This is a genomic window from Kitasatospora sp. NPDC048545 (genome assembly GCF_040651155.1).
In the GTDB taxonomy this organism is placed as follows: domain Bacteria; phylum Actinomycetota; class Actinomycetes; order Streptomycetales; family Streptomycetaceae; genus Kitasatospora.
The window spans coordinates 130,502-143,806 of record NZ_JBEZIQ010000023.1 but is presented as its reverse complement, the minus strand read 5'-3'; the positions used below and the strand labels follow the sequence as shown (position 1 = coordinate 143,806).

The 13,305-nt window shown below is 72.5% G+C and carries 10 protein-coding genes; 5 read left to right on the top strand and 5 right to left on the bottom strand.

Going from position 1 to position 13,305, the window contains the following annotated elements; genetic code table 11:
- The first annotated feature begins 318 nt into the window (after window positions 1–318).
- Window positions 319–849, top strand: a complete 531-nt coding sequence (locus tag AB0D10_RS22505; RefSeq protein ID WP_360259131.1) for a Uma2 family endonuclease — start codon at window positions 319–321, stop codon at window positions 847–849.
- A 12-nt stretch (window positions 850–861) separates the two neighbouring features.
- On the opposite strand, the gene AB0D10_RS22500 is transcribed toward AB0D10_RS22505, so the two are convergent.
- The 3 genes from AB0D10_RS22500 to AB0D10_RS22490 all read right to left on the bottom strand — a co-directional run bounded on the left by AB0D10_RS22500 (window position 862) and on the right by AB0D10_RS22490 (window position 3,529).
- On the bottom strand, window positions 862–1,503 hold the full coding sequence (locus AB0D10_RS22500) for a hypothetical protein (RefSeq protein ID WP_360259129.1): 642 nt from the start codon (window positions 1,501–1,503) through the stop codon (window positions 862–864).
- A gap of 234 nt (window positions 1,504–1,737) precedes the next feature.
- The gene (locus AB0D10_RS22495; RefSeq protein ID WP_360259126.1) at window positions 1,738–2,853 is read right to left on the bottom strand and encodes an LLM class flavin-dependent oxidoreductase; all 1,116 of its coding nucleotides are present in this window, start codon (window positions 2,851–2,853) and stop codon (window positions 1,738–1,740) included.
- A gap of 286 nt (window positions 2,854–3,139) precedes the next feature.
- Complete coding sequence (locus AB0D10_RS22490; protein WP_360259124.1) at window positions 3,140–3,529, bottom strand: SCO5389 family protein; 390 nt, start codon at window positions 3,527–3,529, stop codon at window positions 3,140–3,142.
- Between the two features lie 792 nt (window positions 3,530–4,321).
- On the opposite strand from AB0D10_RS22490, the gene AB0D10_RS22485 reads away from it, so the two are divergent.
- Entirely contained in the window at window positions 4,322–5,863 is a 1,542-nt protein-coding gene (locus AB0D10_RS22485; protein ID WP_360259122.1) for an MFS transporter, read from the top strand.
- A gap of 885 nt (window positions 5,864–6,748) precedes the next feature.
- Window positions 6,749–7,843, top strand: a complete 1,095-nt coding sequence (locus AB0D10_RS22480; RefSeq protein WP_360259120.1) for a glutamate--cysteine ligase — start codon at window positions 6,749–6,751, stop codon at window positions 7,841–7,843.
- A gap of 1,454 nt (window positions 7,844–9,297) precedes the next feature.
- Here the strand turns inward: AB0D10_RS22480 and AB0D10_RS22475 are convergent.
- Window positions 9,298–10,050 (bottom strand): hypothetical protein, encoded by a 753-nt coding sequence (locus AB0D10_RS22475; protein ID WP_360259135.1) that lies wholly within the window; start codon window positions 10,048–10,050, stop codon window positions 9,298–9,300.
- Between the two features lie 178 nt (window positions 10,051–10,228).
- The gene (locus AB0D10_RS22470; RefSeq protein ID WP_360259118.1) at window positions 10,229–10,873 is read right to left on the bottom strand and encodes a hypothetical protein; all 645 of its coding nucleotides are present in this window, start codon (window positions 10,871–10,873) and stop codon (window positions 10,229–10,231) included.
- A 137-nt stretch (window positions 10,874–11,010) separates the two neighbouring features.
- Here AB0D10_RS22470 and AB0D10_RS22465 point away from each other — a divergent pair, with 137 nt between their 5' ends.
- Window positions 11,011–11,688: a response regulator transcription factor gene (locus AB0D10_RS22465; RefSeq protein ID WP_360259115.1), complete on the top strand. Its 678-nt coding sequence runs from the start codon at window positions 11,011–11,013 to the stop codon at window positions 11,686–11,688.
- Entirely contained in the window at window positions 11,681–13,141 is a 1,461-nt protein-coding gene (locus AB0D10_RS22460) for an ATP-binding protein (RefSeq protein ID WP_360259113.1), read from the top strand. Before AB0D10_RS22465 ends, AB0D10_RS22460 begins: the two co-directional genes overlap by 8 nt.
- Window positions 13,142–13,305: the final 164 nt, after the last annotated feature.

Below are 13,305 nucleotides of genomic sequence, written 5' to 3'. Positions count from 1 at the left end.
GGGTCAGCGTCCTGTGGGCACTCTTGCGCGACAACCGGGTCTTCACCCCCGATCCGGTCGCGCAGACGGCTTGACTCAGTCATTGAGACTCCTGGTGCGCATTCGGCTCTGGAACTCGACCACCCGAGTCTAAGCAAGCGCTTAGTCATGCGCCAGAGGTTGTCCTGATTCGACAGGGTGAGCACCGGTGAAGTGCGCTGATGCCGCAGCGAAGCACCGGTACTCTTCCTGCGGAGCGGCCCCCGAGCGCGTGGACCGGCGCCGGACAGGAGAGCCCCAGTGAGCACCGCGCATATCGGCCCGGGCGACTACAGCCGTGTGCCGAACCCGGAGCAGGCCCTCAAGTACGCGATTCAGCACATCGCGGGTGAGCGCGTGGAAATCATCGAGGGAGTCATCACCCCCGTGTCGCCGTCCTGGGAACGCGAGACCGCCATCGATCTGATCCGGCTGCAGATCGGGCCACGGCAGCGCGAACTCGGCCTGCGCGCAGGCTCCGGCAACCTTGATCTGCCGGGCACGGAGAACTACTTCAGCCCTGATCTCGCACTTGTGCCGGTCGAACTGGCGACGAACAATCCGGGTGCGCTGCTGCCCGATCAGACGGTCCTCGTCGTCGAGGTCACCTCGCCCTCGGACGGCGACACCGACCGCACGGTGAAGCGCCGCCGGTACGCACAGTTCGGTGCGCCGCTGTACCTGCTGGTCGACCGGCAGGAGCGGGCCTGCACGCTGTTCTCGCAGCCGGGATCGCTCGGCTACACCCGGGTCGAGGGACCGCACCCGTTCGGGGTCCCGGTGCGGCTCCCCGAGCCGTTCGGACTGGAACCGGACACTGCGGAGTTCTGACGCCCGGCGGGCTCAGTCGCCGCGGACGAGATGACCGTAGCCGCCCGCGTGCCAGACGACGCGGCGGAACTCCCGCAGGGACAGGGCGCCGGCGGGCAGGCCGCGGCCGGGCGGGAAGTGGACGGTGCCGCAGCGGTCGCAGTACCAGGCCGTGGCCCAGAGGTGCTCGGCGCGTGGGCGGCCGGCGAGTTCGCGTGTGGCGGAGGCATTGAGCACGCCGCCGGTGACGAAGAAGACCGCGGCGACGAACAGGGCGATGACGGGGATCGCGGCGGGGACCTCGAAGGCCTGGTGGCCCTGGTCCTGCAGGGTCGCGAACCCCGGTTCGTCGTCGTCGAAGGTCCGGGCGAGGTTTCCGGCGATGAAGGCGAACACGGCGATCGCGGTGGTGACGGCCCCCAGGACCAGCATCGTGAGGCCGGGCGGCCGGTCCCGGATCGGTGCGGGGGCCAGCGCGCGGGAGAGGTCCGAGACGACCTCCCGGGTCCGGTGGCCGACGTCGCCCTGCGGGTGCCGGGAGGTCACCCTGCTCCGCCCGGCGTGGTACACCGCCGGGACGCCGCGGATCCGGTCGGTGAGGCCGCAGCGCGGGCAGGGGTGCAGGGCGGGTGGCGGTGCGGGTGGCGGTGCGGGTGCCGAGCCGTAGGGCCCCATCGTGGTCTCCCCGTGTCGGCGTCCGGCCGGGGCGGCCGTGCGTCCGTACCGGCTGAGGACGCTGCGCCGTCCGCCGTGGTTGCGGTGAACTCCCTCCGAATGCCCGGTTGTTGGCGTCCTCAAGCGACCGGCGGGTCCGGCCGGTCCAGCCGGTCCCGGAGTGGTCCGGAGCGGTCCGCAGCCGGCGACGGGGGCGCCGGTGCGGGAGGCGGTCCGAGGTGGCCCGCGAGGCGGTCAGCCCCCGTCGGGCGCCGGGGCGGGGCGCCAGCCGAGCGCCGGTCCGAGCCGGGTCGCGAGGTCGGTGAGGATCTGCACGTAGTCCCGGTGCTCGAAGGTGAACGGCAGCGCGAACGCGACCTCGTCGACCTCCCGGTACCCGGCGTGGGCGTGCAGCTGCTCGACGAGTTCCTCGGAGGTGCCGACCAGGTCGGGGGCGAACAGCAGCCGGGCCGGACCCTGCGGGGTCAGCGTGCGCGGGGCGCGGGCGAGGGCGTACGCCTCGTAGTGGGCGCGCTGCTCGGGCGTGGCGCTGTCGGTGGGGATGACCACCAGGCCCTGGGAGACCCGGGCGCGCTCGCCGTCCGGGTGGCGCGCGCGGAAGGCGCGGATCTGGGCGGCCTGGATCGCGGCGAAGTCGAACGCGCCCTCGTCGGTCCGGTTGCCCCCGCCGGTCCCGTCCGCCACGCGCGCGTCCGTCCCGGCTCCGTTCGTCCCGGCTCCGTCCGTCTCGGCCTTCACCACGCTGCTGGTGAGCAGGTTGAGTCCCTGCTCGCCGGCCCAGCGGGCGGAGCGGAGGCTGCCGGCGCCGTACCAGAGCCGGGCGGCGAGCCCGGGGGAGTGCGGCTGGACCCGGCGGGAGTAGACCTCGATGCCCTCGGTGCCGGAGACGTCGGAGGCGTCCTCGCCGCGGACCAGGGCGAGCAGCCGTTCGGCGCGGCGGGGGCTGAAGTCCTCGTGCGCGCCGGTGTCCGGGTACAGGGCGTCGCGCACGTGCTCGTAGTGGGTGGGCGGGCCGACGCTGAAGCCGGGGTTGAGCCGGCCGCCGGACAGGACGTCCACGGTGGCGAGGTCCTCGGCGAGCCGCAGCGGGTTCTCCCAGCCGAGCGGGGTGACGGCGGTGCCGAGTTCGATGCGGCTGGTGCGCTGGGTGGCGGCGGCGAGGACGGCGACCGGGGAGGAGATCCCGTACTGGAGGTGGCGGTGGCGCAGCCAGGCGCTGTCGAAGCCGAGCTGCTCGCCGAGGCCGATGAGCTCCAGGGTGGACTCGTGGCCGCGCCGCGGGTCCGTTTCGTCGAAGAGGCCGATGGTCAGGAAGCCGAGCTTGCGCAGTGGGCGGGGGTCCGGCGACATGGTGGGCGGCTCCGCGGGGTGTGAGGAGGCCCCCCGGGGGGAGGGCCGGACCGGTGGTGCCCTCCGAACGTAAGCGTCGACCTCCCGGCCCGACAAGATCGGCACGCGATCCTGACAGCGGACGGCAACGGGAAGCAACGGGAAGTAACGGACGGCCATGGGCCGCAACGGACGGCCACCGCCCGCGACGGAGGGCCATGGGCCGCAACGGAGGGCAACACGGCGACGCGGCGACGCGCGTGCGGGGCCACCGCCCGGACGGTGACCCCGCACACGCGAGTGCCGGTCAGCAGCTGCGCAGCTCCGGGCTCTGGTTGCGGATCTGGTTGTGCAGCGAGGTGAACTCGCGGTACGCCTCGCTGTCCTCGGCGCCGGGCCGGAACGCGCCGACGCGGTGGCAGTTGACGAAGGCGAGCTTCACGCCGAAGTGGTCCTCCAGGCTGCCCCGGATGGCGTTGCTGGCGAGCGCGCGCAGCAGCTGCGCGCGCTGCTCGTCGCTGGGCGTGGTGTTGTCGGTGGTGAACTCGTCGTCACCGGCCGCGAGTTCGGTGCTGAGCCCGGCGACGATCCGGTAGGCGTAGGGGAGCGAGGCGCGGACGGTTTCGAGGAAGTCGGCCTCGTCGACGCGGCCCTCCCGGGCCTGGGCGAGGAGGGTGGGGGAGACGTCGAGCGACATGGGTGTCCTCTTTCGGGGAGTGGGGCGCACGTGCGGAAGGTCCTACGGGTGTGGCAACTGCCGCGCGCGCAGCGTGGACCCGGGCGGGCAGCAGCCGTCCGCCACGGTTATCGAAGATGAAAACCGTTGCGGATAAGACTCTCCCGCCACCCCCGACGCCCTGTCAAGCGCCGCCCCCCGAAGTGCTGACGCCGGCCGCCCGTCGGCAGCGTGCGGACCTTGATGGCGAGGTCGGTGATCGCGGCGGCCAGGGTCGAGCCGGTGGCAAGCGGGCGCGAAGGTGTACACCGTGACCAGCCGGATGGTGGGGAGCGCCGTCCATGGCGCTGTGGTTCAGGCGCGGATCGGCACCATCACCGTTCCTCTGGCTGTGCGGACAAGGGGCGCACCGGGATGGCGAGGGTGAGCGCCAAGGGCTCCTGGAGGTCGCCGGTTGCCTGCCCTGCCGGTCGGTCGTCGATGGTGCCCGCTGTCCGGGGCGCCGGATGATCACCGCCCGCGGACGGGGCGTGACCGAAGGTCCGACCGCACGCGCGGCGACCTCGCCGACGGGGCGGTCGCAGTCGTGATCACGCGCGCTTTCCGGGCCGCCCGCCGTCCTGTGCGCCGCACAAACCGTCGATGACCTGCCCGGTTGCGGCGTTCCGGCATGGCGGCCGGCGCGATTGTCCGGAAATCGCTGCTTGTCCGTAATGAACGGTTGTGTTCCCTATCTCCCGGGACTAGTGTCGGTGGAAGTGAACGAATCCGTCCCCTCCCATCGTTCGCTCCCGAGCCATTGGGGAACCTGCCATGGTCACCTCGCGTGCCCTGGCCACGGCTCCGCCCGCGACCGCACGTCGGGGCCAGCACCCAGGGATAGCTCTCACCGTCATCGCGGCCACCCAGCTCATGGTCGTCCTCGACATCACGATCGTGAACATCGCGCTGCCGCACATCCAGCAGGCGCTGAAGTTCAACACCACCGACCTGTCCTGGGTCATCAACGCCTACACCCTGACCTTCGGCGGGCTGCTGCTGCTCGGCGGCCGAGCGGGCGACATCCTCGGCCGCCGACGGGTGTTCATGGTCGGCGTGCTGGTGTTCAGCACGGCCTCGCTGCTCGCCGGGCTGGCCACCTCCTCAGGCTGGCTGCTGGCCTCCCGGGCCCTGCAGGGCCTCGGCGGCGCCATCGCCTCGCCGACCGCGCTCGCGCTGATCGCCACCAACTTCAAGGAGGGCCCGGAGCGCAACCGGGCCTTCGGCGTGTTCTCCGCCGTCGCGGGCGCCGGCGGCGCGATCGGGCTGCTGCTCGGCGGCATGCTGACGTCCTGGCTCTCCTGGCGCTGGGTGTTCTTCGTCAACGTGCCGATCGGCATCGCGATCGCGCTGCTGGCACCGCTCTACATCAACGAGTCCGAGCGCCACCCCGGCCGCTTCGACCTCACCGGTGCCTTCACCGCCACCGCGGGCATGGTCTCGCTGGTCTACGGCTTCATCCGCGCCTCCGAGCACGGCTGGACGGACCCGGTGACACTGACCTCGTTCAGCCTCGCCGTCGTCCTGCTCGCCGCGTTCCTGCTCAACGAGCGGCGCGTCCCGCAGCCGATCACCCCACTGCACCTGTTCCGCGACCGCAACCGCTCCGGCGCGTACGGGCTGATGCTGTGCGTGGCCGCGGCGATGTTCAGCATCTTCTTCTTCATCACCCTGTTCGTGCAGGAGATCCTCGGGTTCAGCCCGCTGCGGGCCGGCTTCGCCTTCCTGCCGATCAGCGTCGCCATCATCGCCGCCGCCCAGTTCGCCGCCCGCAACCAACTGCGCTGGGGTCCCAAGCCGTTCCTGGTCACCGGCTCGGTCCTGGTGCTGGCCGGAGTCGCCTGGGCCAGCCAGATCGACATCGACACCACCTACGTCGGCGGCATCCTCGGCCCGACCCTGCTGTTCGGCTTCGGCATGGGCTCGATCTTCGTCCCGGTGATGCTCACCGCCGTCTCGCACGTCGCCCCGCACGAGACCGGCGCGGCCACCGGCATGCTCAACACCACCCAGCAGGTGGGCGGTTCCCTGGGCCTGTCGATCCTGATCACGGTCTTCGGCACCGCCAGCCGCAACGAGGCCCAGCAGCAGGTCGGGAAGTTCCTCCAGCAGGCCACCCCACAGGAAGCCCTGCGCTTCAAGGCCACCGGACAACTCCCCCAGCCCTACTCCTCACAGGTCCTGGTGCACGGCATCGCCAGCGCCTTCCAGATGGGCCTGGTCTTCGCCGCCCTGGCCGTCGTCATCGCCGCCCTCGTCATCAAGGTCCGTCGGCCACCCGTTCCCGGCAAACTGTCGGAGCGCCCTACGGAGTGATCTGCGCAGTTCGATGTCGTACGCGCCCGGACAACGCCCGCACCATCGAGGAGTTCCCTGCGATCCGTCTCAGTGCGCGGTCCACATCCGGATCCAAGCAGGCCGCCCGGGTGGCCCGGGGATCCGCGGGAACACCGGCGACTTCGGCTGCGGCGATCTCGCGTACGGCCGAGTGCGTGTCGCCGGGAGTTCGAGCTGCAGTACCCCGAGAGCCGGGAGCCCGCCAGGACCGCACGACCCGCCACGACCGCACCGTTTCGCAGGCCGCACCGCGCTGTCCACCGGCTCCTCCCGCGGGGCTCGGCCTGCTCATTGCCCGTGCATTGGCCCGCCGCGGGGCCCGTGTCATGCTCTGCACGCGCGACGCGGACGCCCTCGGCCGGGCCAGCGGCAGTTGCGGGCCGCCGGAGCCGACGCCGCCACCCTCAGCTGCGACATCACCGGCCCTGGCGCCCCTGCCGGCCGCTCGAAACGGTGCACGAGTGGTTCGGCCTGCTCGACCTCCTCGTCAACAGTGCTGGAATCATCCGGGTCGGCCCGATGCAGGCCCTGTGCGAGAAGGACTTCCGCCAGGCCATGGAGAGCATGTACTTCGCTCCGTTGCGTCTCGCCCTGACCGCGAGGGCGGGAGGCGCACGTCCGGTGGGTGCCGAAGCCCGGGCCGGGCCTGCACACGTGCCTGCACGCCGTCCCGCTACCCTGACCAGCGAGAATCCGCCCACTGTGGGGCCGTGATCTGCCGGACGTCTCCGCTCCATGGGTTGTGTACCTCGGTCCGGCCCGAGGCCGTCCCTTGGCTACGGGGTGGCGCTCGCCGACACGGCGCTGGTCGTCCACGGCACACGTCAGCCGCATGTACGTGCCCCGCGCGGGTAGGTGCCTGGCATGCTGACCCTCGGCATCGAGGAGGAATACCTCCTGCTCGACCCGGCTACCGGCCTCCCGGCGGCCCGCGCTGCCCAGGTACGCCGCGCCGCCGGCCTCCAGCCCGCCCTGGAGCATGGCGAGGTCCAGCGAGAACTTCTCCAGGCGCAGTTGGAGGTCGCCACCCCGGTCTGCCGCGATCTGGAGGAAGCCGGCGGGCACCTGCTGCGCATGCGCCTGGCCCTCGGCGAGGCAGCCCGGCAGGAGGGCTGCCGCCTGGCCGCGTGCGCAGCGGCGCCTTTCAACGATCGCCTGCCCGTCCCGGTGACGGACACCGTCCGCTACCGGACCATGCACACCGACACCCGGCTGCTCACCGACGAGCAGCTGATCACCGGCATGCATGTCCACCTTGGCATTCCCGACCGCGCGGCCGGCGTCACGGTGATGAACGGGTTGCGCCCCTGGCTGCCCCTGCTGATCGCACTTGCGGCGAACTCACCGCTGTGGCAGAACACCGACACCGGGTTCGCGAGCTGGCGCACCCTGGTTTTCGGCCGCTGGCCAGTCAGCGGACCGCCCCCGGTCTTCGACGACGCCGGCGACTACGACCGACTTACCACGCTCCTGGTCGAGAGCGGTCTGATCCGCGACCTCGGGCAGGTCTACTGGCACATCCGTCTGTCCGAGCACTTCCCCACTGTCGAGATCCGCGCCATGGACGTCCAGCTGCGGGCCGACGAAGCGGTGATGCTCGCCGGTCTCGTGCGGGCCCTTGCCACTCGGACCCTTGCCGACGCTGATGCCGAACGGGGGATCCCGCCCATCGAACAGGAGGTCCTGTCGGCCGCCGTGTGGCACAGTGCCCGGTACGGCTGCACGGGCACGGTGTTCGACCCGCTCTCCGGCCGCCTGACCAACCCCGACGACGCCGTAGCGCGGCTGCTCGATCACACCGGTCCGATGACCGATAGCGGTGTGGACCGGCATGTCGTCCCCGTGCTGCACCGACTGCTGCGCGAAGGCAACGGTGCAGCCCGCCAGCTTCGCCGACTGCGTTCGGCAGGCCGTGACGGTCTTGTGGAGATGCTCATCGACCAGACCACCGGCGTCTGACGTCTCCCGCTTCCGCGGTCCCCGGCTGCGGTGGTGCCCCCGGGACCGGGACAGAAGCCAGTTTTCTGGCACTTGAAGATCGCTCCAGGTTTGCTCTTTTTAATTGGAGTCAAAACTCGATTGTCGTCTCTGATTCGGCCGCCGAGATGATTCCTGGTCGACGATCTGTCATGTCACGCTGTGTCGATAATGACGGCCTCAGGCAACTCTGAGTGCGGCGTTGACAGTTGGGCAGCCGAAGGGGTTGCATGGTACCGGGGCTGCAATCCGGAACAACTCGGAGTTTGTCATGCTGCGACTTTACCTGGATGCGCGTCGCCTCGGGTATGTCCTTGCGGCGCTGCTAGTGAGTCTCATTGTCGTACCCATCTCTGCCACGTCTGCAAGTGCATGGCCGAACAGTGCGAGGGTCGAGGTGGTCGGGGTCGCGCAATGTGCCCCTGTCGGGCTTGACTTCCACCCCACACACGTCAAGAGACCGTCGGCGGGCAGACGCGACAGGCGGACGTGAAATCGTCCATTCCATCCGGCTTCTTTGCGCTGAATCAGCCGTTCACGAACATACCGCCACACTCCGTCACTGCGTCGGCAGTCATCACCTGCCAGTCGGGGGACGGCAGTGGCATCACCGGGAGTTCTCAGGAGCGAGCGGTGCACACCATGATTTCACGGCCCCCCGTGGGATCTCTGCAGTTTGTCATCCTCTGACTGGCCGGGTTGTGACGTCGCCCGATTCGACGGTGCATGGCCACTGAACCGTTCGCTCGACTTTCTGCAGTAGGCGGCACATTTGCTCTGGACGCGCTTTCGCGATGCGGCCCCGCCCGATCGGAACTGGTCGGGCGGGGCTCGCGGCCGGTGCGCGATCCGTTCGTCCTGGAGGACTTCCGGGTCGACACCGCCGGCGGTGCGGTCACCTGCCCGACCGGCACAGCCATCACGACAGGGGATCGCCGTCCGGTTCACGCGGCCCGGCGCTCGGCACTCGGCGGCACGATCCGGGGCGGACCATGATGCCGATCATCGCCCAGCGGATCACGGCCTCCGGGCGGGCCGGGCTGGTCTCGTAGTCCCGGGCCCGCCGCCGGTGGACGGTGAGCCACGAGAAGCGGTCTGAGGGATCGCCCGGCGATCTCGCGGATGGCTCGGGGGATCCGACGTGTGCGTGGCCTCGCATGCGTCCGCCGACCCGAACCCGAATCGCCACGGTTCCGATGGGCGTTGGATTCCACTGACTACCAGCCACGGTGTGGGCGTCTACACCGCTCCTGACGCGGGGGCCGGCAAGTTCGACGACACCACCGTCTTCCCAGGGAACAGGCGGGTTCCCCGCTGGCTCGGGAGCGAACGGTGGGAGGGGAGGGATTCGTTCACCTCCCACCGACACCGGTCCCGGGAGACGGGGAACGCAAGCGTTCATGACGGACATCCGGCTATTTCCGGACATCCCGCGATCAGGGAGTGCGAACGCCCGACGCCCGGGACGCGCGCCGTTCTGCCGCCCTCAGCCATGCCACCGCCGCGACGATCACCACGGCGAGGACCAGGCTGACCGGCCCGGTGCCGAGGTCCAGACCGCCCCGCGCGTGGCTGACGCCGGCCCAGTCGGCGAAGCAGGCGCCGAGCGGCCGGGTGAGGACGTACGCCCACCAGAAGGTCGGCACCGGCCCGAGCCCGACGAGGCGGTGGGCGAGCGCGGGCACCGTGATCAGGGCGGCGAACAGCAGCCCCGAGGGCAGGTAGCCCCAGCCGAGGGTGGCCGCGGTCAGGTCGCCGACGGCGGTGCCGAGCGCGAACGTCGCCATGACCGCGCACCAGTAGAAGACCTCGCGCCGACCGCCGGCGACCGTCTCCACGGCGAGCGTCCCCTCCGTCGCCCGCCACAGCGCGAACACCAGGGCGAGGACCACGGCGAACCCGGCCGCCGAGGCGGCGTACGGCACCCCGACGGCGACGTGCGCGACGTCGGCGGCCATGGTGCCGAACACGCTCACCATGACCACCGCCGTCCAGTACACCGCCGGGACATACCGCCGCGTGCGGGCCTGCGCGAACAGGGCGACGGCGAGCAGCAGCCCGGCCGAACCGACCGCCGGCACCGGGCCCAGGACCCGGGCGAGGTAGTCGGAGGTGGTCTCGCCCATGCCGGTGGTGAGGACCTTGACGGCCCAGAACACCGCCGTCACCTGCGGGACCTTGCTCAGCACGGCCCGCGCGGGGACGGCCGGGCCGCGGCGGGCCGCTCGGGGGGTTGTCGTGGCGCCCACGTCGGCGCTCCCTTCGGTACGGCGCGGCCCGGCCGCGCCCGCTCGATGGCCGGCCGGTCGGGCCGGCCGCGGTGGCCGGACCGGCCGACCGACCGGTCTGACAGGTGGGTCGTGGTGGTCAGCCGTTGTGGACGGCGGTGCCGCCGAGGACGGTGTTGCCGGTGATCGTCCCGGCGGACCCGTCCACCGTCACCGCGTGCCGCACCCCGTCCGGGCCGACGACCACGGCCCGCCAGGCCCGGCCGCCGCCCTGCTCGGTCACCGTCGTCAGCGACTCCACCCGGCCGCCGGCGACCGCCGCGGAGGCCTTGGCCACGGCGTCCGCGGCCTCGGTCGACGGCAGCGGCGCGGGCGCCGCCTGCGCGCCGGGCCCGCCCGGCCCGCCGTCCTCGCCGCCGCGGGCCCCGTGCCCCCGGTGGCCGTCCCGGCCGTCGCGCTGCGCACCGTCGTCGTGCTGCGCCCGGCCGTCGTGCCGTCCCTGCCCGTCGTACCGCTCGCCGTCGCCGGCCGCCGCCGTCCGGCCGTCGCGGTGGCCCTCGTGCTCGTGGTGGAGTGCCACTGCGGCCGCGCCGCCGCCGATCGCCACCGCCGCCGCGCCGACCACGACCCACCGCGCCGACCGGCCGCGCACCCAGCGCGCGGCGATCCCCAGCCCCGTCCGCGTCCGGCCCGTACGGCCCGCGCCCGGCCGCTGCTGCGAAGCGCGCGACTCCTGCGACTCCTGCGCCTTCTCCGGCTCCCCGGTCCCGAAAGGTCCGCTCACCACACACCCCGATCCTGCGACGGCCCGGGCCTTCCCCGGGTGACTGCGCACAGGATGTCCGGGCGTTGCTGAAGATCGGCTGAAGACCTGAAGACCCCTTCAGCCGGTCGCTCCGGCGACCTGCGACCCTGGTGGGCATGCGTGTACTGGTGGTGGAGGACGAACGGCGGCTGGCTCTGGCCCTGCAGCACGGGCTGACCGCGGAGGGGTTCCGGGTCGACGTGGCCCACGACGGACCGTCCGGCCTCGCCCTGGCCACGGACCACGCCTACGACGTCGTCGTGCTCGACATCATGCTGCCCGGCCTCAACGGCTACCGGGTGTGCTCGCGACTGCGGGCCTCCGGAAGCGACGTCGGCATCCTGATGCTGACCGCCAAGGACGGCGAGTGGGACGAGGCCGAGGCGCTGGACACCGGCGCCGACGACTACCTCTCCAAGCCGTTCTCCTTCGTGGTGCTGGTCGCCCGGCTCAGGGCCCTGGCCCGGCGGATCGGCAGCCGCGCGCCCCGGCGCACGGTCCTCGGCGACCTCGTGGTGGACTCCGCCGCCCGCACCTGCACCCGGGCCGGCGCCGCGGTCGCCCTCACCCCGCGCGAGTTCGCCGTCCTCGACCACCTCGCCCGCCGGGCCGGCGAAGCCGTCTCCAAACGGGAGATCCTCGACGCGGTCTGGGACAGCGGCCCCGACAGCGACCCGAACACCGTCGAGGTCCACGTCAGCGCCCTCCGGCGCAAGATCGACACCCCGTACGGGCGGGCCGCGGTGCAGACCGTCCGGGGCACCGGCTACCGTCTGGCGGCCGACGGTGGCTGATCCGGCCCGGGCCGGCGGCCGGCCCGGCCGGGCCCTGCACCGCCGCCTCGTCCGCCACCCCCGGCTGGTGGCCCTGCTCGACCGCCTGACCCCGCGCTCGGTCCGCGCCCGCACCACGCTGGCTGCCTGCCTCAGCGTCGCCGTCGTCCTCGCCGCCGGTTCGGCTGCCGTCGTCCTGCTGCTGCGCGCCAGTCTGGAGCGCACCGTCGAGGCGGGCGCCCGCGAGCAGGCCCAGGCCGTCGCCCGGCTCGCCGAGGACGGGCGCCTGCCCGCTCAGCTCCCGCTGGACCACGGCAGCGACTTCATCCAGGTCGTCGACGCGAACGGCGCGGTGGTGGCCGCCAGCCAGAACCTGACCGGCCACCCGGCGGTCGCCCCCACCGGCCATCCGGACGGGCGGAGCACCTTCAACCTGCGTGCCCTGGGTGACGAACACCACCAGCGCGTCACCACGATCACCGCCACCACCCCGACCGGCCCGGTCACCGTCCACGTCGGTGCGGCCCTGCGCACGGTCGACGCCGCCGAGGACCTCACCTCGGCGGCGCTCGCCGGCCTGAGCGCGCTGCTGCTGCTCACCGTCGGCGCGCTCACCTGGCGGGCCACCGGCCGGGCGCTGCGCCCGGTCGAGGCGATCCGCGCCGAGGTCTCCGCGATCGGCGACCGCGACCTGGACCGCCGGGTGCCCGAACCCGGCAGCGAGGACGAGATCGCCCGGCTGGCCGGCACCATGAACGCCATGCTCGAACGGCTCGAAGCTGCCGGTGTCCGCCAGCGCCGCTTCATCGCCGACGCCTCCCACGAGCTGCGCAGCCCCCTGACCGTGCTGCGCACCCAGCTCGAAGTCGCCCTCGCCCATCCCGATCCCGAGGTGCGGACCGACCTGGTGGCCGGAGCGCTGGAGGACACCGAACGCCTCCAGTCCCTCGCCGCGGACCTGCTGCTGCTCGCCCGCCTGGACACCACCGACCACGGCTGGCCGGACGAGCCGGTGGACCTGGCGGAGCTGGTGCGCACGACGGTCACGGCCCGCGGCGCAGGGGCCGTCCCGGTCACCGTCCACGCCCGGGTGGCGGTCACCGCCCCGGGCAACGTCCTGTGGCTGGGCCGGCTGCTGACCAATCTGCTCGACAACGCCCAACGCCACGCCCGGCACCGGGTCACCGTCCGTCTCACCGCGGACCGGGCGTCCGGTGAGGCGGTCCTCGACGTGGCCAACGACGGACCCCCGATCGATCCCGCCGACCGCGAGAAGATCTTCGAACGCTTCGCCCGGCTCGACGACGCGCGCAGCCGGGACGACGGTGGCGCCGGCCTCGGTCTGCCGATCGCCCGCGACATCGCCGCCATCCACGGCGGCACCCTCACCGTCGTCGACGCGCCCGGCCCGACCACCTTCCGCACCCGCCTGCCCGCCGCGTCCGGTCCGGCGGCCGGTCGAACCCGCCGGTGACGGCCGTCCGACCGGCGGTTCGACCGACCGGGTGCGGTGGCCCGCACACCACGCACGGCCGCCCCGGACGTGCTCGTCCGGGGCGGCACGGTACGCGCTGTGCGGGCCGGCGGGTCACCGGGTCACCGGGGCAGCGGGCCGACGGGGCCCGCGGTCACGGGGCT